This is a genomic window from Actinopolymorpha sp. B11F2 (assembly GCF_040195635.1).
Classification (GTDB): domain Bacteria; phylum Actinomycetota; class Actinomycetes; order Propionibacteriales; family Actinopolymorphaceae; genus Thermasporomyces.
Genome location: NZ_JBEFTX010000023.1, coordinates 61,037 through 86,052, shown reverse-complemented (window position 1 = coordinate 86,052; position 25,016 = coordinate 61,037). Strand labels below are relative to the sequence as shown.

General features: G+C 70.4%; 23 protein-coding genes. 7 read left to right on the top strand and 16 right to left on the bottom strand.

The genetic code is table 11. From position 1 onward, the window contains the following. Positions 1-68: 68 nt before the first annotated feature. Positions 69-1,070 carry a stage II sporulation protein M gene (locus tag ABN034_RS30530; protein ID WP_349694441.1) on the bottom strand — a complete coding sequence of 334 codons (1,002 nt, stop codon included), beginning with the start codon at positions 1,068-1,070 and terminating at the stop codon, positions 69-71. Between the two features lie 57 nt (positions 1,071-1,127). Between ABN034_RS30530 and ABN034_RS30525 the strand changes: the two genes are divergently transcribed. Next, positions 1,128-2,084, top strand: coding sequence for an RDD family protein (locus ABN034_RS30525; protein WP_349694440.1), 957 nt, complete (start codon positions 1,128-1,130; stop codon positions 2,082-2,084). A 100-nt stretch (positions 2,085-2,184) separates the two neighbouring features. On the opposite strand, the gene ahcY is transcribed toward ABN034_RS30525, so the two are convergent. After that, positions 2,185-3,621 carry an adenosylhomocysteinase gene (gene ahcY, locus ABN034_RS30520; RefSeq protein ID WP_349694439.1) on the bottom strand — a complete coding sequence of 479 codons (1,437 nt, stop codon included), beginning with the start codon at positions 3,619-3,621 and terminating at the stop codon, positions 2,185-2,187. Between the two features lie 163 nt (positions 3,622-3,784). Here ahcY and ABN034_RS30515 point away from each other — a divergent pair, with 163 nt between their 5' ends. Continuing rightward, positions 3,785-4,189, top strand: coding sequence for a MerR family transcriptional regulator (locus ABN034_RS30515; RefSeq protein WP_349327044.1), 405 nt, complete (start codon positions 3,785-3,787; stop codon positions 4,187-4,189). On the opposite strand, the gene lspA is transcribed toward ABN034_RS30515, so the two are convergent. Together lspA and ABN034_RS30505 are read right to left on the bottom strand one after the other, a co-directional pair. Then, positions 4,176-4,766: a signal peptidase II gene (gene lspA / locus ABN034_RS30510; protein ID WP_349694438.1), complete on the bottom strand. Its 591-nt coding sequence runs from the start codon at positions 4,764-4,766 to the stop codon at positions 4,176-4,178. The two genes, ABN034_RS30515 and lspA, sit on opposite strands and share 14 nt — an antisense overlap. After that, on the bottom strand, positions 4,756-5,739 hold the full coding sequence (locus ABN034_RS30505; protein WP_502879121.1) for a cation diffusion facilitator family transporter: 984 nt from the start codon (positions 5,737-5,739) through the stop codon (positions 4,756-4,758). The genes lspA and ABN034_RS30505 overlap by 11 nt, the downstream gene beginning before the upstream one ends. Before the next feature lie 62 nt (positions 5,740-5,801). Between ABN034_RS30505 and ABN034_RS30500 the strand changes: the two genes are divergently transcribed. Continuing rightward, positions 5,802-6,428, top strand: a complete 627-nt coding sequence (locus tag ABN034_RS30500) for a nucleotidyltransferase family protein (RefSeq protein WP_349694436.1) — start codon at positions 5,802-5,804, stop codon at positions 6,426-6,428. A gap of 273 nt (positions 6,429-6,701) precedes the next feature. Beyond that, complete coding sequence (locus ABN034_RS30495; RefSeq protein WP_349694435.1) at positions 6,702-7,556, top strand: acyltransferase family protein; 855 nt, start codon at positions 6,702-6,704, stop codon at positions 7,554-7,556. A gap of 60 nt (positions 7,557-7,616) precedes the next feature. Here ABN034_RS30495 and ABN034_RS30490 read toward each other — a convergent pair whose 3' ends face one another. The 8 genes from ABN034_RS30490 to ABN034_RS30455 all read right to left on the bottom strand — a co-directional run bounded on the left by ABN034_RS30490 (position 7,617) and on the right by ABN034_RS30455 (position 14,199). Beyond that, positions 7,617-7,997: an antibiotic biosynthesis monooxygenase gene (locus ABN034_RS30490; RefSeq protein WP_349694434.1), complete on the bottom strand. Its 381-nt coding sequence runs from the start codon at positions 7,995-7,997 to the stop codon at positions 7,617-7,619. Beyond that, the gene (locus ABN034_RS30485; RefSeq protein WP_349694433.1) at positions 7,994-8,986 is read right to left on the bottom strand and encodes a hypothetical protein; all 993 of its coding nucleotides are present in this window, start codon (positions 8,984-8,986) and stop codon (positions 7,994-7,996) included. Before ABN034_RS30485 ends, ABN034_RS30490 begins: the two co-directional genes overlap by 4 nt. Then, positions 8,983-9,588, bottom strand: a complete 606-nt coding sequence (locus tag ABN034_RS30480) for a TetR/AcrR family transcriptional regulator (protein WP_349694432.1) — start codon at positions 9,586-9,588, stop codon at positions 8,983-8,985. The genes ABN034_RS30485 and ABN034_RS30480 overlap by 4 nt, the downstream gene beginning before the upstream one ends. Before the next feature lie 291 nt (positions 9,589-9,879). Then, entirely contained in the window at positions 9,880-11,049 is a 1,170-nt protein-coding gene (gene manA / locus ABN034_RS30475) for a mannose-6-phosphate isomerase, class I (RefSeq protein ID WP_349694431.1), read from the bottom strand. Between the two features lie 17 nt (positions 11,050-11,066). Continuing rightward, entirely contained in the window at positions 11,067-12,104 is a 1,038-nt protein-coding gene (locus tag ABN034_RS30470) for an SIS domain-containing protein (protein WP_349327027.1), read from the bottom strand. Positions 12,105-12,110: 6 nt separating this feature from the next. Then, positions 12,111-12,443, bottom strand: coding sequence for a Trm112 family protein (locus ABN034_RS34685; RefSeq protein ID WP_502879120.1), 333 nt, complete (start codon positions 12,441-12,443; stop codon positions 12,111-12,113). A gap of 55 nt (positions 12,444-12,498) precedes the next feature. Further along, positions 12,499-13,860, bottom strand: coding sequence for a phosphomannomutase/phosphoglucomutase (locus ABN034_RS30460; RefSeq protein ID WP_349694430.1), 1,362 nt, complete (start codon positions 13,858-13,860; stop codon positions 12,499-12,501). Between the two features lie 36 nt (positions 13,861-13,896). Beyond that, positions 13,897-14,199 (bottom strand): DUF3499 domain-containing protein, encoded by a 303-nt coding sequence (locus tag ABN034_RS30455; protein WP_502877551.1) that lies wholly within the window; start codon positions 14,197-14,199, stop codon positions 13,897-13,899. A gap of 302 nt (positions 14,200-14,501) precedes the next feature. Between ABN034_RS30455 and ABN034_RS30450 the strand changes: the two genes are divergently transcribed. Then, the gene (locus ABN034_RS30450) at positions 14,502-15,038 is read left to right on the top strand and encodes a metallopeptidase family protein (protein ID WP_349327024.1); all 537 of its coding nucleotides are present in this window, start codon (positions 14,502-14,504) and stop codon (positions 15,036-15,038) included. A 10-nt stretch (positions 15,039-15,048) separates the two neighbouring features. Here ABN034_RS30450 and ABN034_RS30445 read toward each other — a convergent pair whose 3' ends face one another. The 4 genes from ABN034_RS30445 to ABN034_RS30430 form a co-directional block, all read right to left on the bottom strand. Beyond that, a complete protein-coding gene (locus ABN034_RS30445; protein WP_349694429.1) occupies positions 15,049-16,575 on the bottom strand; it encodes a DUF5719 family protein in 1,527 nt (508 codons plus the stop codon). Continuing rightward, positions 16,572-19,919, bottom strand: coding sequence for a glycosyltransferase family 2 protein (locus ABN034_RS30440; protein WP_349694428.1), 3,348 nt, complete (start codon positions 19,917-19,919; stop codon positions 16,572-16,574). The genes ABN034_RS30445 and ABN034_RS30440 overlap by 4 nt, the downstream gene beginning before the upstream one ends. Before the next feature lie 281 nt (positions 19,920-20,200). Continuing rightward, a complete protein-coding gene (locus ABN034_RS30435; protein WP_349694427.1) occupies positions 20,201-20,458 on the bottom strand; it encodes a WhiB family transcriptional regulator in 258 nt (85 codons plus the stop codon). A 330-nt stretch (positions 20,459-20,788) separates the two neighbouring features. Beyond that, positions 20,789-22,468, bottom strand: a complete 1,680-nt coding sequence (locus tag ABN034_RS30430; protein ID WP_349694426.1) for a hypothetical protein — start codon at positions 22,466-22,468, stop codon at positions 20,789-20,791. Positions 22,469-22,628: 160 nt separating this feature from the next. Between ABN034_RS30430 and cofD the strand changes: the two genes are divergently transcribed. Both cofD and ABN034_RS30420 read left to right on the top strand, forming a co-directional pair. Further along, a complete protein-coding gene (cofD, locus tag ABN034_RS30425; protein ID WP_349694425.1) occupies positions 22,629-23,606 on the top strand; it encodes a 2-phospho-L-lactate transferase in 978 nt (325 codons plus the stop codon). Continuing rightward, positions 23,603-24,919: a coenzyme F420-0:L-glutamate ligase gene (locus tag ABN034_RS30420; protein WP_349694424.1), complete on the top strand. Its 1,317-nt coding sequence runs from the start codon at positions 23,603-23,605 to the stop codon at positions 24,917-24,919. The genes cofD and ABN034_RS30420 overlap by 4 nt, the downstream gene beginning before the upstream one ends. Positions 24,920-25,016 lie beyond the last annotated feature (97 nt).

The window sequence follows — 25,016 nt, the reverse complement described above, 5'->3', positions numbered from 1 at the left end:
CCTGGCCAGAAGCAGCCGAGGACGCATGAAGACCACGCGCAGAAGCCGGCGTCACGGCGGGGTGAGGCTCAGGCCGCCGTGGGAAGGACGTCCTCCCGGTCGGCGGCGGAGACGTCGCCGCTCTCGCCGGACCGGACCGCGCGCCCACCGAGCACCACGACGTACGCGATGAACGCCAGCTCAGCGGCGACACCGATCCCCACCCGGGCCCAGGTCGGCAGCCCGGACGGCGTGACGAACGCCTCGATCACCCCGGACACCAGCAGGACGACCGCCAGCCCCAGCGCCATGCCGACGGTCGCGCGGCCGGTCTCCGCGAGGGCGACGAGGCGGGTACGCGGACCCGGGTGGACGACCGTCCACCCGAGGCGCATCCCGGCCCCTGCCGCCACGAGCACCGCGGTGATCTCCAGCAGACCGTGCGGAGTGATCAGGCCGAAGAAGACATCCCCCCGATCATTGGCCCACATGAGCCCGCCGGCGATGCCGACGTTGGAGGCGTTCTGCCAGAGGATGTTGATCACGGGCACGCCGAGGAACACACCGAGGGCAAGGCAACCTGCCGCGATCCAGGCGTTGTTGGTCCAGACGCCGAACGCGAACTCCGCGGCCGGCGCGGAGCTGTAGTAGTCGGCGAAGTCGTGTTCGACCAGCTGCCTGACCGCCTCCGGCGGCGCCAGCGCGGCCTGGACGTCGGGATGTCCCGCCACCCACCAGCCGATCCCCCAGCTCACCGCGAAGAACACCACGGCGGTCGGCACCCACCAGGGGGCACTGCGGTAGACGGCCGCCGGAAACACCACGAGGAAGAATCGCGCCACCTCCCGCCACGCCGGCGTGTGCGCGCCCGTCACGGCGCTACGGGCGCGGGCGACCAACGTGGACAGCCGACCCACCAGCACGGCATCCGGCGCACTGGAGCGTACGACGGACAGATGGGTCGCCACCCGCTGGTACAGCATCACCAGCTCGTCGGCCTCGGCGCCACTCAGCCGGCCACGGCGCGCCACCAGTGTCTCGAGGCGTTCCCAGGCGGGCTGGTTGGCGGCGACGTACGCGTCCAGATCCACGCTGGCACACTAATGGAGCCCCAGTTCAAGCGCAGGACGACGACGGAGAGGACCGCAGTGAGCGAACTCGTAACTGGCGAGGCGGTCGTCCTCGAGCTTGCCATCGCCCGGCCGGCGACCCGCGCGATCGCACTGGGCATTGACCTGCTCCTGGAGACGATCGCGTTCCTGGTGCTGCTGGTCCCGATCGCCTTCGTCGTCGGTGACGACGCCAGTGAGTCGCTGATCGCAGGCCTCGCCGTCGCGTGCTCGGTCATGACGTTCGTGGGCTACAACACGGCGATGGAGACACTGACCCGGGGCAAGACGGTGGGCAAGTACGCACTCGGGCTGCGGGTCGTCCGTGACGACGGCGGACCTGTGCACTTTCGGCAGGCCTTCGTCCGGGCCCTGTGCGGGGTGTTCGTCGACTTCCTGGTGACTTCTGGTTGTGTCGGCTTCCTCACCGCGATGCTGAACGCCCGCGGGAAGCGGGTCGGCGACATGCTGGCCGGCACGGTCGTGGTCAGGGAACGCGGCCCGCGGGCGCCGAACCCGCTGCCGCCGGTTCCGGCAGAGCTCGCAGCCTGGGCGGCCCGGGCGGAGCTGTCGCGGGTGCCGGACCAGCTGGCGCTGTCGGCACGGAACTACCTGGGCCGCTACTACGACCTCGCGCCGCCGGCCAGGGATGCACTCGGCGCCCGGCTTGCTTCAGCGGTCGCGGAGTACGTCTCGCCGTCGCCGCCTCCAGGCGTACCCGCCTGGGCCTACCTTGCTGCCATCCTCGGCGAACGTCGCAACCGCGCCTTCGCCCGCCAACAACCGCAACAGACTTCCCAGCCGCAACAGACTTCCCAGCCGCACGAGTACCAGCCACACCAGACTTCCCAGGAGCTCTGGCTGCAGCTCACCGGCGAGTCCAGCCAAGCTCCGGGGCCGCAGGGCAGGCCGTCCGCCGGGCACCCCGGGTCGGGTGACCACACCGGCATCCCAGCGAACGACCCCCCCGAGCGAGGTTTCGCACCGCCGAGCTGAGCCGGCTACCAAAGAAGGACCTGCTGGAGGTCCGTCGGTATAGCGACCGACCAACCTCCAACAGGTCACTGTCTACTGGGTCATCTCCCAGCCGGACGGCTCAGTAGCGGTAGTGGTCCGGCTTGTACGGACCCGCGACGTCGACGCCGATGTAGGCCGCCTGCTCCTTGGTGAGCTCGGTGAGCTTCACACCGAGCGCGTCGAGGTGCAGCCGCGCGACCTTCTCGTCGAGATGCTTCGGGAGTACGTACACACCGATCGGGTAGTCGTCGGTCTTCGTGAACAGCTCGATCTGGGCGATCACCTGGTTGGTGAAGCTGTTCGACATCACGAAGCTCGGGTGCCCGGTCGCGTTGCCGAGGTTCAGCAGTCGTCCCTCGGAGAGCACCAGGATCGAGTGGCCGTCGGCGAACTTCCACTCGTGCACCTGCGGCTTGATCTCGATCTTCTCGATGCCCGGGATCTTCGCCAGGCCAGCCATGTCGATCTCGTTGTCGAAGTGGCCGATGTTGCCGACGATCGCCTGGTGCTTCATCCGGCTCATGTGCTCAGCCGTGATGATGTTGAAGTTCCCCGTGGTGGTGATGAAGATGTCGGCGGTCTCGACGACGTCCTCGAGCGTGGTGACCTGGTAGCCGTCCATCGCCGCCTGCAGCGCGCAGATCGGGTCGATCTCGGTGACGATCACCCGGGCGCCCTGTCCACGAAGGGACTCCGCGGCTCCCTTGCCGACGTCGCCGTACCCGCAGATGACCGCGACCTTGCCGCCCATGAGCACGTCGGTGCCGCGGTTGATGCCGTCGATCAGCGAGTGGCGGATGCCGTACTTGTTGTCGAACTTGCTCTTCGTCACCGAGTCGTTGACGTTGATCGCGGGGAACGCCAGCGTGCCGGCCTTCGCCATCTCGTACAGCCGGTGGACACCCGTCGTGGTCTCCTCGGTGACGCCCTTGATGCGGGCCGCGAGCGCGGTCCACTTCCCGGAGCTCTTCGCGATGGAGTCCTTCAGCAGCTGGAGAACGATCGCGAACTCCTCCGACTCCGCGGTCGAGGGGTCGGGCACCGCGCCGTTCTTCTCGTACTCCGCGCCCTTGTGCACAAGGAGAGTCGCGTCACCGCCGTCGTCGAGGATCATGTTGGGACCCTCGCCTCCCGGCCAGTCGAGCGCCTGCTCGGTGCACCACCAGTACTCCTCGAGCGTCTCGCCCTTCCAGGCGAAGACCGGTACGCCGGCCGGTGCGTCGACCGTGCCGTTGGGCCCGACGACGACCGCCGCCGCGGCGTGGTCCTGGGTGGAGAAGATGTTGCAGCTCACCCAGCGCACCTCGGCACCAAGCGCGACGAGCGTCTCGATGAGAACCGCGGTCTGGACCGTCATGTGCAACGAGCCCATGATCTTCGCGCCCGCGAGCGGCTGACTCGGGCCGAACTCGGCGCGGAGCGCCATCAGGCCGGGCATCTCGTGCTCAGCCAGCCGGATCTCGTTGCGGCCGAACTCGGCGAGGCCGAGGTCCTTCACCTTGAAATCGAACGTCATGGGCTTTTTGCCCTCCATATGAATCTGTGTCCTTCATGCCGGGTGTGTGGCCGCTTCGGTGGTGTTGTGCCGCGGCCAGGTCCGTCAGCGACTCTATGGCCGACACTGCCCGTGCGACAGCGAAGACACGACTTCTTGACGCAATGATGTCAGAATTACGCTCATGCGAATCACGGATGCGGCCAAGGCGCTCGGCATGTCCCCCCGGATGCTCCGCTACCGCGAACAGCTGGGCCTCGTCCCTCCCGGTCGTACGCCTGAACGAAACACCCGACGTGACGGCAGCCCGACCGTCCGGCACCGGAAGTACGCCGAGGAGGACCTCGCCACGATCAGGTTCGCCGTCCAGCTCGAGGAGGCCTACGACATCAGTCCGGTCGCGCTCGCGTTCGCGCTGCGGGCGATGGCAGAGCCCGCGACCGGTGCCGCCGTCCGCGAGCTCGGTGAACGTCTCGGCCGGGTCCCCACGCCCGCGGAACGTGCCGTCGACATCGACCGCGAACGCGCGCTGCGCTGGCTCGGCAGAAGCGGCGTACTCCCCCCGCCGCGGCGGATCAGGGGTCGATAGCGGTGGGATCGGACCGCCTCCACCCGCTCCGCACCACCGTCCCGTCGTAGGACCGGCCGAGGAGGGTCAACAGCACGACGAGCGCGGCGCCACAGCTGATCGCCGCGTCGGCGACGTTGAAGATCGGGAAGAACCCGGCGTCCGGCCGCAGCAGCGAGACGAAGTCGACCACGTGTCCACGCAGGGGTCCCGGCGCACGGAAGAGCCGGTCGACGAGGTTGCCCGACGCGCCCGCGAGGGCCAGCCCGAGCGCGACCGCCCAGAGCGCCGACCGCACCTTCGGTGCGATCCACCCGAGGGCCACGACGACAACGACGGCGAAGAGCGCGAACACGACCGTCAGGCCCGACGCCATCGAGAACGCCGCACCGGGGTTACGGATCACCTGGAGGTAGGCGAGCCCACCCAGGACGCGGAGCGGTTCCCGGCCCTCCAGGTGGGAGACGGCCAGGACCTTCGTCACGATGTCGAGGCCGAGAACGCCGCCGGCTACCAGACAGAAGACGCCGAGCCGCCGCCGCGCCGTCAGGTTCGCCGGCTCTCCTTCGACCGGTGCCGGCGTCCCGTCACCTGCCATCGGCCGTGGACGCGGCTCGGTCGAGGTCGGGTTCGAGATAGATCACCGTGCTGATCGGGACCTCGGCGCGGATGCGTTCCTCCGCGGCATCGATGGCGGCCGCGACCTGGTGGGCAGAGTCGCTCGCGGCAACCGCGATCTTCGCCGCGACCAGCAGCTGCTCGGGGCCGAGGTGCAGGGTCTTCATGTGGATGATGCGTTCGACGAGCGGTTCGGCCGCGATGGCGCGTTCGATCGCCTGCTCCTGCTCACTCGTCGCGGACTCCCCGATGAGCAGGCTCTTCATCTCGACGGCGAGGACGACGGCGACGCACACCAGCAGCAGACCGATCGCGACCGAGCCGATCCCGTCCCACACGCCGTTGTGGGTGATCAGAGTGAGGCTCACGCCGATCAGCGCGAGGACAAGGCCGAGAAGTGCCGCGAGGTCCTCGAGCAGGATGACCGGAAGCTCCGGGCTCCGCGCCCTCCGGATGAACGCGACCCACGACGCACCGTTGCGGACCTTGTTGGCCTCCACGATGGCCGTACGGAACGAGAAGCTCTCCAGGACGATGGCCACCACGAGGACGGTGACGGGTACCCACTGCCAGTGCTCGAAGGCGTGCGGCTCCTGGATCTTGTGCCAGCCTTCGTATAACGCGAACAGCCCACCCACACTGAAGAGCACGATCGCGACGATGAACGCATAGATGTAGCGCTCACGGCCGTAGCCGAACGGATGCAGCGGCGTCGCGTCCCGCTCAGAGCGCTTCTTGCCGACCAGCAGGAGCACCTGGTTGGACGCGTCGGCGACCGAGTGGATCGACTCGGCAAGCATCGACGAGGACCGCGTGAGCAGGAACGCCAGGAACTTCGTCACCGCGATCCCGAGGTTGGCCAGCAAGGCCGCGACGATGGCCTTGGTGCCCCCTTCTGCGCTCATATGCCCTTCCCTCTCGGTCGCACCGTCAAGCGGATGTGCAGCAGACATGCCGGGCCGCCAGCGCCCTCCTCCATCCGTCGGACGTCTGACGGCGCCCCTATCCTGCCGTGGTGGACCACATCGGCGTGCACCCGGCCCGACTTCCACTCGAGGACCAGATCCATCTCCTCCGCGAGACGCTCGGATCGAATCCGGTCTTGGTCGACGTGCTCCACCGGGCAGCCGAGCTCGCCTTGCCGGGGTGGTATCTCACCGCTGGATGCCTCGTTCAGACCGTCTGGAACGCCATGACCGGACGCGCACCGACGGCGGGCATCAAGGACTACGACCTGTTCTACTTCGACGACAGCGACCTGTCGTGGGCTGCCGAGGACGCGGTGATTCGGAGCGGCGCTGACGCCTTTGCAGGTATCGACGCCCAGGTGGAGATCCGCAACGAGGCGCGGGTGCACCTGTGGTACTCGCAGCGGTTCGGGATTCCCTGTCCCACGTACGCCTCGACCGAGGAGGCGATCGACTCGTTCCCGGTGAGCACCTGCTGTGTGGGCGTACGTCTCGACCCGGACACCGAAAGGTGGCGGACATATGCGCCGCATGGCTTGTCCGATGTTTTCGGGCTGGTGCTCCGCCCGAACATGAGCGGGGTCGCGCCGCGGGAGGTCTACCTGTCGAAGACGGCGCGATGGCTCCACGAATGGCCCGAGCTGCGCGTGATCCCGTGGCCGGATTCGCCGTAGCAAGAACCTGATGACACTTCGAAAGCCCTTCCGGTCACCCGACGTGCAATTCACGTTGCTTTCCGCAATAGCTGTGCAGGCCTTCGGATTATCGCCCGTTCTCTCCATCCTCACGGCGATTTCGCTCATTATTCACCGACCACCACGGTGTGCAATCAGACCACCACGGCGGTTGGACCAATGCCCGGCCGAACTCGTGACAAGGTCCCGCCCTCCACCCGTTATCCGCCATTTTGAACGGATCGCGACTGCCCCGTCGCGCTGGTCCGGGTCGTGACCTACCACGCCATCGGGTGGGCCTGGCTCAGCCTGCTCTTCCCGTCGATGGGCGTGATGTTCGCCCTGGCCGGTTCGCTGATGGCGCGGTCGCTCGACCGTCCGGCGGTCAGCGTCGTAGGCGGGCGGATGCGCCGGCTGCTGCTGCCGTTCTGGCTGTTCGGTGCACTGGTCGTGGGCGCGATGCTGCTGCACGGCTGGGGCCCGGGCCGAGAGGAGGACGGTCTCGCGTGGTGGTCGCGGCTGCTGTTCTGGATCGTGCCCCTCGCCGACCCGCCCGCCAACGCGTGGGCGTTCCAGGTGACCGGACCGCTGTGGTGCGTGCGTACGTACGTCTGGTTCGTCCTGCTCTCCCCCGTGCTGCTGCCGACGTTCCGGCAGCTGCCCTGGGCGTCGGTGCTGGGCTTTCTCTGCCTGGCGGTCGTCGCGCAGGCCGGGTCGTCGTTCGTGCCGGAGACCTTGGAGACCGTGGCGACCAACCTCACCGAACTCGCGACGTTCGGTGCCTGCTGGCTGCTCGGCTTCGCCCACCGTGACAGCCTGGTCGACCGGGTCGGGCACCTCGTCAGCTGGCGGCCCGTGGCCGCGGCGGTGAACCTGTTCAACGCCCGCGCCGTGACGGTCTACCTCTGGCACGAGGTCGCGCTGGTCGCCAGTGTTCTCGTCATCGACGCGATGTGGGACGTTCCGCTGTTCGAAGAGGTGTTGCCCCTCGACTCGGTGTGGTTCTCCTTCGCGGTGGCCTGGCCCCTGATCGCGGTGGCGATCGTCGCCGTCGGGTGGGTCGAGGACCTCGCCGCCCGGCGCCGGCGCCGCCTCTGGCCGACGCGGGATCTCACCCCTCTCGGGTGACGGACGGCTGTGCGGTGGAGGTCGACGCACGCGCCGAGCCCCACCGCACGCCGGCTCCCGTCAGGCCGCCCGGGTGAATCCGGGCAGGGTTGCGGGCGAGACGGTCACGACGACCCCACGGTCCGCGTTGGCCCGGAGGGCTTTGGCGACCACGGGACCTGGCTCGCCGTACACCTCGACTCTGACGGGGCGGCTGAGTTCGCCCGCTCGAGCGAGCATTGGCTCGACCAGCTGAAGGTGCCGGTCAGCCGATGCGGCGTCCTTGTGTATCTGGACCAGGGAGACCTCGTTCCGCTCGGGATCGAGGTAGGTGTGATGCGCGAGCATGGTCGGTTCGTTGGCGCGTACGAACTCGGTGTACTCCGCGGTCAGTGCCCGGAAGTCGTCCTGCCGCCGCGGATCGACCTCGTGGGTGGTGACGAAGATGAACGGTGTCGTCATCGTGGATCCTTCCTGTTCTCGGTGATTGAGGGGTTCGTGGCGACCTCTATCCCGGCGCGGGACAGTCCTTCGCGGACGTCGTCGAGACGTGCCAGCTCGTCGGCGGCGTACACCCCGGGCGGGGCGGTCGCCAGGCGTTCGAGGAGCAGTGCGGCGACCGTCGCCGTGGCGTCGACCTCGCGCCGGCCGGTCGCCCACGCGCGTGTGCTGGTCGCCTCGGAGACCACGACCGTCCACCGGTCCCGCTGCGCAAGCAGGGTCGCTGCCGGGCCGCTGAGCCGGTCGAGGTACGCGGCAGCGCCCGGCGCGATGCCGGCGACCGCGAGGAGGGCGGTGGCCCAGGCGGGGTCGAAACCCAGCCAGGTCGACACCGGTCGGTCCAGGCTCGTGGCGAGCTGGTCCTGCTCCCCGAACCCGGCACGAAGCAGCGTGCGGCGGCCGAGTCCTGGAACGTCGAACCGGCGGGCGGTTCGATAGACCCGCTGCGTGGTCCCGCCGGACGTGACCTGACGACCGCTGACGCTCCAGACCCAGGCGCGCGCCGCGTCCCCGTGTGGTTCTCCGATGCCGGCGATGATGCCGATGTGGAGAGGGCCCTCGCCCGACGCGGCGACTGCCAGCAGGTTCGTCAGCCCAGGTGCCAGGCCGATGCCGGCAGCGATGGGGCGCACGGGCGCCAGCCGCGACAACTCGCCGAGATAGTCGCACTCGGCGCTGATGTCCATGAACGCCGCACCGCCCTCCGTGCTCGCGAGAGCCAGCTGCGAGTCCTCGACTCCGGTCGCGTTGACCACGACATCGTGGGCCGCCGCCATCCTGCGCACACCGGCCAGGTCCGTCATGCTCAGTCGGAGGTGATCGTGCGCGGGGACGCCGGACAACCGGGTGCCATCGCGGCCGACAGCCGTGACCACGTGCCCGAGGGTGGCTGCCTCGACCGCAAGACGTCGACCCACAGCACCGTACGCACCGAGCACCGCCGCTTTCATCGGTCCACCCCACGTGCGGCCCGCTTCGCGGGTGGGCGGAAGAGGGCGTCGATGGTTCGCCACACCACCTGGTCGGCGCCGGCCTGGGTGAGGCGTCCGGATCGCACCTCCTCGGCCGCGCCGTGGAGCACGGCGTAGTAGCAGGTGACCAGCCAGTCCGCCGGCAGGTCCTTGCGGAAGGCGCCAGTGCGGCGGCCCCGGCGCACCAGGCCACGCACACGTTCCATCGACTCGGCGTGGTGCCGCTTGACGGTGTCGAGCCCAAGTTCCTCCTCTGCGGCCTGCAGGACCAGCCGAGACTCGTCGACGATCCGCCACGAGGCGAGGACCAGCCGCTCGAGCGCGTCAAACGGCTCGCCGTCGAGGTCGAGACCCGAAAGGCTCCCCTCCGCCCGAGTCATCGCCCGGGCGAACGCCGCCTCGATGACCTCGCCACGCGAGGAGAAGTGGCCGTACAGCGTCACGCGGCCGACGCCGGCCTCCGCGGCTATCGCCGCCATGCTGGCTCGGGGGTTGACGCTGAGGCAGCGCATCGCGGCGTCCAGGATCGCCTCCCGGTTCCGCTCGGCGTCGGCGCGCCGCGGTCGCTGGATCTCCGACATCCCAGTTCCTTATCTCGAACAGCTTCTGTACGAGATACACGTTAGCAACTCAAACAGCAAGCGTCCAACTTAGGAGTAGTTCCGTGTCCCGTGCCACCCGTCCATCTGTGGGACGCGGGAAACCGCTGGGTGACGGAAGTGGGCTCGGGTCGATCGTGGCGGCCTCGGCCGCGGCTGGCCTGGCCGTCCTGGGTACGTTGGTGATCCTGGTAGCAGGCCCGGCCCGTGTGCGCGGCCGCTCATGCGCTGGACCCGTGTGCGAGGCCGCTCGTGCACTGAGGGCGACAGAGCTCAGCGAAGTCCGGAGGTGGCGCGGAACACCGTGCCCTCCCCCGCCAGGGAGACGACGCCCTCCCGTGCACCGGCGTACGCGGAATGACCGCGGGTCAACCCCACCTTGCCCAGCTCGCTACGCGCGACGACGTTCCCCTCGACGCACAGCAGGATCTGCGGTCCCTCCGGGGCGAGAGTGATCTCCGTCCCGCCCGCCACCTCGAGCCTCGCCAGCCGGAACTGTGGTGCGGGTGTGTCGAAGTCGCCGTCCGCGTCGACCGTGAGGATCCGCGTCGAGCCCGGTGTGAAGTCGAGGACGCGGAGCAGCTCGGGCAGGTCGACGTGCTTGGTCGTCAGACCGCCCCGGAGCACATTGTCGGAATTGGCGAGGAGCTCGACACCGACGCCTTCGAGGTAGGCGTGCAGGTTGCCGGGTGGCAGGTAGGCAGCCTCCCCCGGTGCAAGGTGGACGTGGTCGAGCAGGATGGCGGCCACCACGCCCGGATCACCCGGATACCGTTCGGCCAGCCGCACCACCAACCGGGCGGTCTCGAGCTCGTCCTGCCTGACCCGGCAGGCGTCGAGGACCGCTGCCACCACCGCGCGCTGTTGGTCGGCCGGCGCGGTCATCAGCAGCGTGAACACCGCCCGCAGACCCTCACCGTCGGGTTGCTCCCGCAGCACGGCCAGCAGCGGGTCCAGCGCCGCGACACCGAGCGCGTCCGCGACCGCGAGCGTCTCGGCCGGCGGCCGGAATCCCATCAGGGCCTCGATCGGAGTCAGTGCACAGATCATCTCCGGCTTGGCCGAGGGATCCTTGTAGTTGCGGTGCGGCGCGTCCAGGGGAATGCCGTCGGCGTTCTCGCGTTCGTAGCCATCCTTCGCCTGCACCGGATCGGGATGGGCCTGCAGCGACAGCGGGTCTCCGGCGGCCAGCACCTTCATCAGGAACGGCAGGCTGGGCCCGAACTCCGCCAGGCACGCCGCCCCCAGCTCCCCGGCAGGGTCGGCGGCGATCAGCTCCAGGAGAGACGTCGACGTGCCCCTGATGCGCGACGGCGCGGCGGGATGAGCACCCATCCACAGCTCCGCCTGCGGCTTGCCGGACGGCTCCACGCCGAGAAGTTCCGGGATAGCGGTGTGCGAACCCCAGGCGTACGGCTGGATCGGGTTGTCGAGAAGCTGCATGGTGTCCTTAGTTCAGGTCACGGTGCCGGCATGTAGCGGCCAAGGCCGACCGCGAGGTAGACCGCGGCATAGGTCCCGAGCGCCTGAAGGGCGGCGTAGCGGGCGACCTCCGGGCCCTCGGTCCAGCTGAGCGTACGGGTGTGAATGCCATGCGACTCCGCGGTGGCGAGGAGCCGGCCCCGGGCTTCACGGATGGTCGGTTGCTCCGCCCCGTCGTCGAGAACGAAGAGCGCGGAGCGAAGCGTCGGAGCCTCGGCGTCCGCGAACGGATCGGCGAACACGTCGCGCGGTGCCGAACCCTCCAGCACCGGCATGAGGTGGTCGGCGTCGGCGGCCAGCGTGGGCCGGTTGGACGCACGACGCAGGGTCTCCGCCACCCGGCGACCCGCTCGGGCGGCCAGCACGGAGCCGCCCCAGACGAGCGGGAGCGCGTCGGCGAGGACCAGCGCGAGGTCCTTCGCCGGGTTGGCGGCGAGGTCGGCGTAGGGCGAGCAGCGCGACGCGACGTCGTCGAGCGCCAGCGCGACGGACTCGGCCGCGACCTCCGGGCCGAGCTCGAGCACGTGCAGAAGCTGCAGGACGACGACAGCCAGCGCCAGCGGGTCACCGGTCTGCGCGGGGATCAGGGTGGTGTCGCGTCCCTGCCCCGCCTCGGCCAGCGGCGACTCCTGAGGGGCCGCGAGCAGGACGGAACTTCCGCGACGTACCGCGTCATGAACCGCCGACGCGGTCTCCGGGTCACCGCCGGTGGGGGCAAGGACGACCACGAGGTCCAGGGCGCCCACCCACCCGGGCAGACCCGGTCCGGGCCATGCGACGAACGGCACCGGACACCAGGGCTCGAGGACGGCACGGAGCAGTCGAGCGTCAGCACCGGCCGCGACGACCGCCCGCGGCCTCCCCTGTCCCACGAGGTCGCAGGCGACCTCCTTGGCGGCGTCGGCCTCGCGGCGTACGCGGGCGCCCGCCTCGGCGAGGTGACGCAGCACCTCGTCGGCGTGCGCGAGCGCCTCCGCGTCGTCGAGGCGGGAGTCGTCGAAGGTGTCCGTACTCACAGCGTTTCAGTCCTTGCTCTGGCCGTTGCCGGATCCGTCCGTCTCACTCCCGGCGTCGGCGCTGGTGTCGGTGTTGGCGGCCGCGGTCTCAGCGGTGCCGGCACCGGCGTCCGCGCCGCCAGCCTCCGCCGCGTCACCAGCCTCCGCCGCGTCGCCTGAGGTCCCGCCAGGTTTGCGCGCCTCGTCGACCAGGAGGACCGGGATGTCGTCACGGACGGGATAGGCCAACGCACAGTCGGCGTTGGTGCACACGAGCTCACCGGCCGGATCGTCGACCTCCAGCGGTGACTTGCACGCGGGGCACGCGAGGATCTCCAACAGTGCGGCGTCGAGGTTCACCGTCGTTCGTCCCTTCGGGAATACGGATGCGGCCGGCGTCCGTGGGGTGGAGCGCCTAGGACGTGCCGGACGAGATGAGGCCGAGAACCTCGTCGCGGACACGTTCCATGGTGGGTTTGTCGACAGCCTCGGCATTGAGCCGGAGCACGGGCTCGGTATTGGACGGGCGCAGGTTGAACCACCAGTCGGCGTCGCCGACCGTGAGACCGTCGAGCTCGTCGATGGTGGTGCCTTCGCGTCCGGCGTACGCCTTCCTGACCCGGGCCAGGGTGCCGGCCTGGTCCTCCACGCGGCTGTTGATCTCACCGGAGGCGGCGTACCGGTCGTACGCCGCCATCAGGTGCGACAGGGGTGCGTCCTGCGCGCTCAGTGCCGCGAGCACGTGCAGCGCGGCGAGCATGCCGGAGTCGGCCCGCCAGAAGTCGCGGAAGTAGAAGTGCGCCGAGTGCTCCCCGCCGAAGATCGCCCCGGTCTTGGCCATGGTGGCCTTGATGAACGAATGACCCACGCGGTCCCGAACCGGCACGCCGCCACGTTCGCGGACGATCTCCGGCACCGCGCGCGAGGTGATGAGGTTGTGGATGATCGTGGCGCCAGGCTCACGAACGAGCTCCCGGGTGGCGATCAGCGCGGTGATCGCCGACGGCGGCACCGACTCGGCGCGCTCGTCGATGACCCAGCAACGGTCGGCATCCCCGTCGAACGCCAGCCCCACGTCGGCGCCGACCTCCCGGACCTTTGCCTGCAGGTCGCGGAGGTTCGCGGGCTCGATCGGGTTGGCTTCATGGTTCGGGAACGTGCCGTCGAGCTCGAAGTAGAGAGGAACGAGCTCCAGGTCGAGGTCGGCGAACACCGCCGGAACCGTCAGCCCGGCCATGCCGTTGCCCGCGTCGACGACGACGGTGAGCCGGCGACCGCCGGTGACGTCGACCAGGCTCAGCAGGTGCGCCGCGTACGCCGCCAGCACGTCCTGCCGGGTGACGGTGCCCTGGTGCGGCGGGGCACCCTGCGGTCCGCCCTGCTCGGCGAGCGCCTGGATCTCGGCCAGGCCGGTGTCCTGGCCAACCGGGGCGGCGCCGGACCGGCACAGCTTGATTCCGCCGTACTCCGGTGGGTTGTGGCTCGCCGTGAACATCGCCCCGGGCGCGTCGAGGTGTCCGCTCGCGAAGTACAGCTCGTCGGTGGAGGCGAGACCGATGTCGACGACGTCGGTCCCGCGGCTCGTCACGCCCTCGGCGAAAGCCGTCGCCAGCTCAGGCGAGGACGCCCGCATGTCGTAACCGACGACGACCGTCGCGGGATGGTCGAGCACCTCGACGAACGCCGCACCCACCGCGCGGGCGACGCCCGCGTCAAGCTGGTCGGGAACCACGCCGCGGACGTCGTACGCCTTGAAGATCGTTGCGAGATCGGGCACAGCGCCACCCTATCGGCGGGGCACCGCCAGAACCGGTCAGCGGTCAGGATTGCGCAACACGCGAAGATGACCGCGCCTGCCGACTTCGGTGGCCGGCTCTGAGCCGCCCTCGCGGGGGCGTGCCGCCTCGCGAACGGCGTTGGCGAGCGCTTCGAGATCATCGGCGGACGGGCGCAGCGACTCAGGGTCCGGGGCGAGCCGGATGACCTCCCAGCCGCGGGGCACCGTGAGCCGCTCGGAGTGCTGGGAGCACAGGTCGTAGCAGTGCGGCTCGGCATAGGTCGCCAGGGGGCCGAGCACCGCGGTGGAGTCGGCGTAGACGTAGGTCAGCGTCGTCACCGCAGGGCGCGCACACGCCGACCGAGAACACTTCCGCAGTGAGCCCACGAAGTCGGATGGTAGCGGGCCGCACCCCCGCAGGTCCCCCCGAACACGCATGATCGTGCGGGACGACCCGGATCAGCCAGGTCACCGGCTCGGCGCAGCGGCCGTTTCGCCCGGATTCAGCCATCCCGCCGTCACCTTTCCATGATCACGATGCGCGGTGAATCTGCCGCGTGTCGCGGGGAAGGCCTTCCTGCGACGGAACACGGCACGCCCAGGAACGGCGACTGCCCGGATCCAGGCTCTAAGCTCGGAGGGTGTTCGGACCGCAGCACGAAGCCGGGTCGCCCGAGGGTTCGCCCGGCTACCCCTTGCCACCCGCCGAGACGCGGGTCTCACGTCCCGGTCACGGTGCCGGCCTACCTGACCACCCCACGCGTCGCCGCGACCGACACGGCCGCGGGATGCGCGGTCCGCTCGCCATCCGAGGGCCCCTGGCGCCTGCCGGAGTCCCGGTGACGCGGAGCCGCGCCGAACGCTTTGACGAACTGGTCCTCGATGCCGTCGAGGCGCTCGAACGCCGGTTCGCCGACGAGCTCGACGGCGTGGAGTTCGCCGTCGAGGAGGTCCCCGACCCGCGCCGGACCGCGGGGGACGATGTACCACTCGGGTCCGCGCACACGTCCACCACCGGGGAACCGCACCGTGTCGTGGTCTACCGCCGGCCGATCGAGCTCCGCGCGGCCGGTACGTCCGACCTGTCCTCACTTGTCCACGATGTCGTGGTGGAGCAGGTCGCCGAACTTCTCGGCCTGAGCCCGGACGAGGTCGACCCGGCCTACGGCGAGGACTGAGGCGGCTTCCCTACTGGAAGAGCGCGTCCGGAGTCGGCCCCGTGCCGACACCCGTACCGAGATCGGCGCGGGTCACCGGACGGATGGCTGTGGTCTCTCCTGACGCGAGGGGCCACACCGACATCATCGGACCGTCGCCCGCCGTCTCCACGAGGAACCTCGCGCCGTACAGCGGGCCGCCGTCCTCGGGCTGTACGACGAGGACGTAGCGGTCCACCTTCTTCGACGGGGTGAGTGTGACAGCGATCGTGCTGCCCGGCTTCACGACCAGCTTTTGCGAGCCGAGCGACCGGCCATCGGCGTCGGAGAGCTCGGCACTCGCCCGGACCGCCCGGCTTCCCGGCGTCGACAGCACAAGCGTCGCCGTATGGTCCGGACCGCCGAGCGTGACCGGGACGACCGCCGGGCCGGACAGTGAGCGGGACGCCGCGGTGTAGGCGACGTCGCGGACCCCGGTGCGCGGTCCGAGCTGACTACGCATCGTGGCGGTGATGGGTACGTCGGAGGTGAGGCGGATCGCGGCGGCCTGCCGCTGGGTCGCGCTGTCCAGGCGTACCTCCGCCACCGTGCCGGGCTTGACGTCGACACGACCGAGTTCAGCGGGTTGGAAGCTGCCTTCGGCGGCGAGCACCGACAGGTCGACGCTCGCGGTCGAGTCGCCGGGAGCGACGATGCTGAGGACCCGTTCGCCTCGGCCGGGCGCGACGCCGGGGATCACCACGTCCCGCCCGGGTCGCGCCGCCGTGGGAACCCAGTCGACGCCGACCGGAGTCTCACCTTCGAGCGCGTCATCGCGAAGTGCGGCGACAACACGGCCGCGGGTGCTGACCACGGCCACCGCGAGGCGTTTGCTGGTCGGGGCGAGCTGGTCGAGTTCGACGACCGCTTGGCTGCGGGCTTTGACGGCGAGGCTGTGGATGCTGTCGGCGTCGACAGGACCGTTCTCGTCATAGAGCCGCAGCTCGACCTGGGCGTCGGCGTTGTCGGTGTTGGTGAGGTAGACCCGGCCGTGCCGGCCGAGCTGGCTGCTCGTGCCCACGAACCAGAACTCCGACCCCGGACTTGTGCACGCGGACTCCGCCAGACCACGCAGTGGGCCCTCGCCGGTCCGCGTGATCTGGCCGGCGGTGGTGCCTGGAGCGATCGAACCCTGTGCGGACACGACGACCGGGGGTTCCTTGGGCTTGCGTACGGCATACGTCACGAGACGTTCGCGCCGGTCACCGGACGCCAACGGCGTGCGGGTGCCGAGAGGCGTGAGGTCGAGTCGGGGCTTCGCATTGCCGCGGGCGATCCGCAGCCCGGCATCGAGCAGCGATCCCTGTCCCGACGCCGCGACCGCCGCGACATCGGTCGATGTCGAATCCTTGGCGAAGCTCGATTCAGGGCAGATGAACGTCGCGCGCTCGAGCGGCAACCGGGTAGCCTGCAGGGCGGTTGTCGCCGGGCCCTGTCCGCTGGGCAGGAGGTTGGCCGCCAGTACGAGCGCGGCGAGGACGCCGATGACGAGACCGAGACGGATCACGACGCGGTTCACGGGCGTACCCCCTCACGAGGTCGCCTCGGACGCCCAGCCGGATTGGTCGGGTCGCGCGGGTCGGTCGGGTTCGCCGGCTCGCCCGGGCGGTCGCCCGCCTGCCTGGCTGCCCTCGCGGGGGTATCGGCCCGCCCCTGGACGAGCGATCGCCGTCCGGACCGGCCGCCGCCCCGGGCGTCACCTCGTCCCCGACCTCCGCCGCGCCGGCCGGACCCGGCATCGGCGCCGGGATAACCCGCGCGGGCGCGGGTGGGCAGGGCGAAGATCAGGAACAGCAGGATGAGCGCACCTTGCACGACCAGCAGCTCACCCTGCATCGCGGCCACGTGCGACAGCCTCAGCAACCCGCGCTCAGCGGGGAGCTCGAACGCCTGGGCCCAGCCGTCGTACCGGGCGGGGCGCAGGGGTTGCCCGTCGAGGTCGGCCTGCCAGCCCGGGTCGGCGGCTTCCGCGAGGACGAGCAGCCGCCCTGACGGACCGGCCGGGACCGAAAGAGTTCCCCGGCGGTCGTCGTGTCTCAGGATCTGTCCGAGGTCGTCGGTCGCTGCGGCGTTCCCGTCCCCGGCTCCCGCCCCGTCCCCGGCGACGACACGAGCGGCGCCGGCCGGGAGGTCGACCTGCCACGCTGCGGCACCACGGGGCGCGCTCGCCCTGGACAGTCCCGGGGTCGTGTCGAGCCGTTCGACCGAGCGCGTGTCCGCCGGCGGCGGGAGATAGACGTACCCGACCCCGTAGCCGGCAAGACGCGCCGCGGCCGAGTCATGCTGGGCGTCGCTCAGCAGGTCTCCCACGATGGCGTCGAGACCCGCGAGGGTCGTCGTGCTCGCGCCGACCTCGCCATCTCCGAGTCGGGAGACAGAGTTGCGGAGCGTGGCGTAGGAGACCGTTCCGCCGTCGGCCTGGATGACGAGCGTGCGCGGGTGGGTCGGCGAGTGCATCGCGTTCCGGATGTACGGAGGTACGGCGGAAGCTGGGGCCCGGTCCAGCGGCCCGTCGGCACCACGGATCAGCCACCAGCCGGCGGCGACGACCGGGGTGGTGAACGCCACGACTGCGAGCAGCCCCGCGACCGGCTGGCGCCAGCTGAAGCTGTGCTGGCTGAAGACCCTTGTGGCCCCGTCGGCCGCCTGCCCGATCGCGAGAATCCAGCCGAGAGCGATCAGTGCCGCCGCGAGACCCGGCCAGGAGGGCACCGGGGTGGAGATCCACTCGGCCTGCAGAACCAGGCGGCTCTGTACCAGCCCGACGGCGAGGCTGACGAGACTCAGCAACCAGGCCGCGAGGACGCCACGGCTCTGGTCGCGGCGGAGGATGGCGGTGAGAGCCACGAGGAGGAGCAGGGCGTAGATCCACGTCGGTGCGGCGTTCGGACCGCCGGGGCTGCCGAACAGCAGCGACATCGGAGCGAGCTGGCTGTCCGCGAGGCCGGGGGAGGCGATCCCTGCCTCGCCCAGCAGCGACCGCGGGTTGTCGGCCAGGGTGGGCAGCCATGGGAGGAGCGCCACCGGCGGGACGGCCAGCGCGAGTGCCACCCGGCGGCGGGAACCGCTGTGGCGAAGCCACGGGCCGATCGAGACGGCCAGGCCGAAGAGGAGGGCGACCCCGTAGGCCGCGGGGACGAACGCCACCATGACGGCGAGCAGCAGACCGGCCGCCCAGGCGGAGTTCCAGGAACCCACCATGGTGCGACGGGCGCCGACCATCCGGAGCACGGCGATGCCGAGGAGTGGCGTGACGACGATGGCGACGCAGGTACCGAGCCGGCCGCCGGCGATCGCGCCCGTCACGGCAGGGAGCAGGGCGTAGGTCCCGGCCATCCACAGCCGGAGTGGCTGGGAGCCCACCACCGACCGGGCGAAGAGGAAACACGTGAGGCCGGCGAGCGGCACCGCGCCGAGAATCAGGACGTCGACGGCCAGCCACACCTTCCCGGCCAGGACCGTGGAGAGGGTCGCCACCACGGCGAGGTAGGGCGGAGCGGCCCGGTCGCTGCCCAGATCGACCGGATGCCACGACTCGACGTAGCGCTGCCACAGGTCGACGACACTGGCCGGAGCCGGCAACAGCGCCGCACCGCCGAGTGACCCGCCACCCAGGAGGTCGCGCGCCGACGCGACGGCGAGGATCACCAGCCCGAGCAACAGGAGCACCGGGGGTCGGGTGAAGAGCCAGCGCAGGACGCCCGGAGTTTCCTCGCTGAGGTCCTCCGCCTCCTCCGCGACCGGCCCCGACTCGACCGGCCGGCGGACCCGCTTCGCCGAGCCCGCGTGGGTGCCGGTCCGCACGCTCACGAGGGCGAGCAGAGCGTCGAACGCATGTTGGAGCCCGATCCACGGCGGCGGCATCAACCGGCGGATCACCCGGTGCGACACCCGCCGGAACTTCGCGCGGCGGCGACGACCGACGATGATCAGGTCCGGCCGCGAGAACACACCGACCGCAGCCATGAACTCGTCGTACGCCGCGTCCGGCCACTTCGCGATCAGCAGAGCGAGGACGCGCGACACCGCCCCGACGGCGAGCCGGAGCGCGACGAACGGGACCAGCCACAACGCGGAGTTGACGAGGAGCGTGTGCATCGCGTTGCGTCGGTCGACCCGGCGCGGGCGCCCGGAGACCGCGGGCGTCCGGCGGATTCCGCGGAAGCTCGCTTCGGCGTGGAAGACGAGGGCTTCGGGACAGACCATGACCCGGTGACCCGCGCGAACGGCGCGCCACCCGAAGTCGACGTCGTCGCGGTAGAGGCCGAACCGCTGGTCGAATCCGCCCAGCCGCTCGAAGACGTCGCGACGGACGAGCATGCCGGCGGTGCTGACCGCGAGGACGTCGCGGACGGTGTCGTGCTGGCCCTGGTCGTACTCGCCGAACTCCAACCCTGTCTCGCGATTGCCGCTGCCGGCGATGGTGACGCCGAACTCGATCAGCCGACGGCCGTTCGGCCATTCGCGGAGCTTCGGCCCGAGAACGGCGGCCGAGGGCACCTCCGCCGCAAGCCGCAGCAGTGCCGACAGGGCTTCCGGAGCGGGTGCGCAGTCATCGTGGAGCAACCACAACCACTCACCGGGCTGAGCCGGCGGAAGTATGCGTACAGCCTGGGCGACGGCGACGCCGAAACCGGTGCGGGCCGGAGCGTCGATGACGACACTGTGCCCGAAGGTCTCTGCGAGAAGCTCCCGCGAACCGTCGCGGCTTCCGGTGTCGACGGCGACCACGCGATCGGGCCTGCGGCGCTGGTCACGAAGCCCGGTGACCAGCTCGCCCAGCCACTGCGTTCCGTTGTGCGCGACGACTACGGCGGTGACGATCGCAGGCACGGGCGCCTGATGGCCGGGATACGCGCTCATACGGGACGCTGAACCTCGTCGGGGCTGGGGGCCGATGCAAGGCCACACACTACGCGACGGTCACGACATATGGAGCCCGACCGTGGCAGTCCCGGCGATCGCCGCAAGGCTCGCACCACCAGTCGTGTCGAACTCGACGAGAGTGTCGGGCGAGGCAGGGCGGCGGTGCGGCTCGGGCCCGGATCCGACCCGCAGGTCAGATCCGGGCCCGAGTCAGCGCGAACGATCCGGCTGCTGTCCAGGTGAGGCCGGACAGCGGCCCAGGTCTCTGCTCGTGCGCCCTACCCGGCGCGTTTCTTCATCCGCCGACGTTCTCGCTCCGAGAGCCCACCCCAGATGCCGAAGCGTTCGTCATGCTCCAACGCGTAGGTCAGGCAGTCGGCACGCACGTCACACACCATGCACACCTTCTTGGCCTCGCGGGTGGAGCCACCCTTCTCCGGAAAGAACGCCTCTGGATCCGTCTGCGCACACAGGGCGCGTTCCTGCCAGCTGAGCTCTTCCTCGGCGCTGCCGTGCAGCAGGCTCGGCTCTGCCACGGTCCTCGCCTCCTCGATCCACGTGTCCGTGGATTCAATCCCCGTTGACTGCTTCTCTGCTCGGATATCCATCCAGCCGGCCGACCGCACGGTCTCCCACCGGACTCCCGAACTCTGCTCGTGTCCCACGCTTCAGGTGCTACCCCGGAAGGGTGCGAATGACACTGATGAAATTACATGCCGGAAATACCGTGAAGTCAACTCGTTGTCTGCTATACGCGACCCACGCAAATCCAGCGTGTCTGTGACGTACCAGGCCGGCTGGTTCGAAGTAGGGACTTTCGGCCCGGTCGGGCGAACCTCGCGTCGAGGGATACGGATGCTCCGCGCTCACCTCGGCGGCTGCGACCACCAGCCCTGCTGCCCAGCTTCACCCTGGGGTCGATCACGATCGGATGAGTCACCGTCGGTCTGCCCTGGGGTACGGCCGGAGCTCTCGCCTCCGCCCTGCTCGGGCGCCTCGTCACGACCGGCGTCCTGGCCCGTCGAACCGCGGGCCAGCATCCCGGAACCGTTGGCGTCCGATCCGCCGTGGTCCACCCCTTCGCCCGCCGCGCCCGTGGCCGGGCTGTCGGGACGGAGGAATGCGGTCTGGTCGACACCCTCAGTCCGGCCGCCCTGGTCACCCTGGGCGTACTGCTGACCGTAGGAGTTGAAGTCCTGGTGGGCGTATCCCGGGTAGGGCTGTTCCGTCGCCGGTGCGGAGTACGGCTGTCCGGGGGTCTGGTAGCTCTGGGCGCCGAAAGTACCGTACTGGCCGTAGGCCTGCTGCTGTTCCTGACCGTAGCCCTGCTGCTGTTCCTGACCGTAGCTCTGCTGACCCTGCTGGTCCTGCCCGAAGCCCTGGTGCTGTTCCTGACCGTAGGCCTGCTGCGCCTGCTGGTCCGGCGCGTAGCCCTGCTGGTCCTGGTGGTAACCGGCGTAGGGGTTGTACTGCTGCTGGCCATAACCCGGCTGTCCGTACGCCTGCTGCTGCGGGTCCTGACCGTAGCCCTGCTGCACCTGCTGGTCCGGCGCGTAGCCCTGCTGGTCCTGACCGTAGCCCTGCTGCGCGTAGTCCTGGCCCGCGTACTGCTGCTGCGGATACTGCGGGGTCGCCTGACCCTGGTCGCCTCCGGCGTACTGCTCCGTGCCGGCCTGCTGGCCAAACGCCTGGCCGGCGGAGACGTACCCCGCGGAGTCGTGGCCACCCTGCTGGCCAGGTGCCTGCCCGGCGGAGACGTACCCCGCGGACTCCTGGCCACCCTGCTGGCCGAATGCCTGCCCGGCAGACACATGGGCCGCGGGGTCCTGAGCCGCGTCCTGGCCAGGCGACGGGTACTGCGCCTGCGGGTATCCCTGCTGGGCGTAGTCCTGCTGGCCGAAAGGCTGCTGACCGGGCTGACCCTGCTGGCCGGCCTGGGCGACGGCCGCATAGTCGTGCGGGCCCGCCTGCTGACCCTGGGGACCTTGCTGGCCGTAGCCGGCGGCGCCGTACCCCTGCGGTGGGGCGCCGTAGGGCTGACCCGCGTACTGGCCGAACTGACCCGGCTGCCCCTGCGGCTGCCCGTGGAACACCGGCTTGGCGGCCGGTGCCGGGAGCGCCTTGAACGACGAGATGACGAACAGCAGTGCCCCACCCAGCACCGCGAGATAGGCGACCTGCTGCCCGAAACGCGACCACTTGCCGAACGGTCCGGCGGATTCGTTGATGGAGCTGTCGACGCCGAGCGCCGAGGCCCACATCACCACGCCGAGGAGGCCCATGACGATGAGCGTCACCAGCACGATCAGGGTGAGGACGCGCGCGTTGGGGGTCGGTTCGCCGACGTGGGTGACGAGGACGACCGCGAGGACGAGCATCCCGACGAGGACCGGCGAGACGAAGCGATCCTGGAAGCTGAACGCCTTCAGCGTGAACTCGCCGTCGCCGACCAGAAGCAGGACGGCCACGACGCCCAGAACCACACCGGCGCCTACAAGCACCCACGCGAACAGCTCGCGTTGGGGCTTGGTTGTCTCCGAAACCACGGTGCTACCCCCTCATGGTGGTGATGTCGCACGGAAGCCTTCCACATCGGACACGTTCCCGCAGCCATGCCCCCCGCCACGGCTCCGGCCAGGAGGTGTGGGTCGAAGGGACGATCTGGCGGCTGCCGGCGAGTTGGCGGGAGGGGGCACACTGGTCTGCGTGCGGATCACCGTTCTGGCCGGCGGCATCGGAGCTGCGCGCTTCCTCCGCGGTCTCATCGCCCAGGCACCCGAAGCCGAGATCACCGTCATCGGCAACACCGGCGACGATCTCACTCTCTACGGTCTGCGGGTCTCGCCCGACCTCGACACCGTGATGTACACCCTCGGCGGCGGCAACGACGAGGCGAAGGGCTGGGGCCGCGCCGACGAGTCCTGGAACGCGCTCGCCGAGATCCAGGCGTACGACGCCACGCCGTCGTGGTTCGGCCTGGGTGACCGCGACATCGGCACCCACCTGGTGCGGACCGCCCTCCTGGACGAGGGCCGGACGCTCTCGGAGGCCACGGCGGCGCTCACGGCGCGCTGGAACCTTCCGGTCCGGCTCGTGCCGATGACCGACCAGCGGGTCGAGACCCACGTGGTCGTCGAGGATCCCGACCAACCGGACGGGCGGCGGCGGCTGCACTTCCAGGAGTACTGGGTACGCCACCACGCCGAGCTGCCGGTCGTCGATGTGTGGTTCGACGGGATCGAGACGTCGGAGCCGGCACCCGGGGTCCTCGACGCCATCGGTTCGGCCGACCTGCTGCTGCTGCCGCCGTCGAACCCGGTCGTGAGCATCGGGCCCATCCTCGCCGTGCCGGGTGTTCGGGATGCTGTCCTCGCCGCTCCGGCGCCGGTAGTCGGGTTGTCGCCGATCGTGGGCGGTGCGCCGGTACGCGGGATGGCCGACAAGCTGCTGCCGGCGATCGGCGTCGACACCTCCGCGGCGGGCGTCGCCATGCACTTCGGTGGCCGGCGTTCGGGCGGCCTCCTCGACGGGTGGCTGGTCGACGAACGCGACGCCGATGCGGTCCCCCGGATCGAGCAGGCCGGGATCGCCGCCCGCGCGCTCCCGCTGCTGATGACCGACGTGCCGGCCGCCGCAGCGATGGCGCGGGCCACGCTCGACCTCGCCGAAGAGGTACGCCGGTGAGCTCCGGCGCCGGCGCGCACCAGGGCGAGGTGGTGATCCGGCCGGTCCTCGGGATGCCAGAGGTCGAGGCTGGTGCGGATCTGGCCGGGCTCATCGCCGCCCACACGGTCGACCTGCGCGACCACGACATCGTGGTGGTGTCGAGCAAGATCGTGAGCAAGGCCGAGGACCGGACCATCGCGGCGGCCGACGGCGCGGCAGTCGATCCGCTGCAGGTCGCGGCGATGCGGGCCGACGCCATCCGCGCCGAGACCGTGCGGGTCGTCGCCGAACGCGGAGCGATGCGGATCGTCGAGACCCGGCACGGGTTCGTCATGGCGGCCGCCGGCGTCGACGCGTCCAACGTCGCGGCCGGGAGCGTGCTCCTCCTGCCCGTCGACCCGGACGGCTCGGCGCGTGCCCTGCGTACCGCGCTGTCCGAACGCCTCGGCGTCACGGTCGGGGTGCTCATCACCGACACGTTCGGGCGCCCGTGGCGGTTGGGTCAGACCGACCTCGCGATCGGCGCCGCCGGCGTCCGCGTCATCGACAGCCACCGCGGCCGGCACGACGCCCATGGCAACGAACTCGCCGTCACCGCACCCGCGCACGGCGACGAGCTGGCCGGTGCCGCCGAGCTCGTGAAGGGCAAGATCGCGCAGGTGCCGGTGGCGATCATCCGCGGGCTCGCTGCGCTGGTGACGGAGGAGGACGGGCCGGGGGTGCGGGCTCTCGTGCGTACGGCCGAGGAGGACATGTTCCGGCTCGGCACCCGGGAGGCCGGCCGGGAGGCTGTGCGTTCCCGCCCGCGCGACGGGCTCGATGACGGGCTCGCAGTGGGAATCGCAGACAGGCTCGCAGACGGGCGCCCGGCCAGGCTCACAGACGGGCTCACAGACGGGCTCACAGGCGGGCTCGCAGACGCGCTCCCAGACAGGCTCGCCGACGCACCGGTCGACGTCGATGCCGTACGCCAGGCGGTCGCCGTGCTCCGTGTCCCCACCGGGCGGGGCGCTTCCCGTACGCGTGCCTGGGGGCTGGCGGAGGTCGACGACGCGGAGGTCCGCAAACCCCTGCTCGACGCGGTCGGCCTACCGACGTCGGTGGCGTACGTCGCCGTGGTGTACGTCCGTACGCACGAATCGGCCGGTCGTACCGCGGCCCTCCTCGCACTGGGCGGGATCCGCGAGCGGCTGGCACTGGCGTGTGCGGTCGAGGGAGTGGGTTCGGCCTGGATCCCCGCCGAGCGGTTCGGTTCGTCGCTCGTCCGGTCGATCCTTCCCGCCGACGTTGAGACCGTCGGCATGCTCGCCATCGGCGCCGCACTTCCATAGGGGGAGGGAACGCGGCCTGTTCTCACGTGGGCACGCCGCGCCCTCCCGCGGGCCCGCCGCGCCGGCCCATGATCATGAAGGAAGTCGTCTATACGCC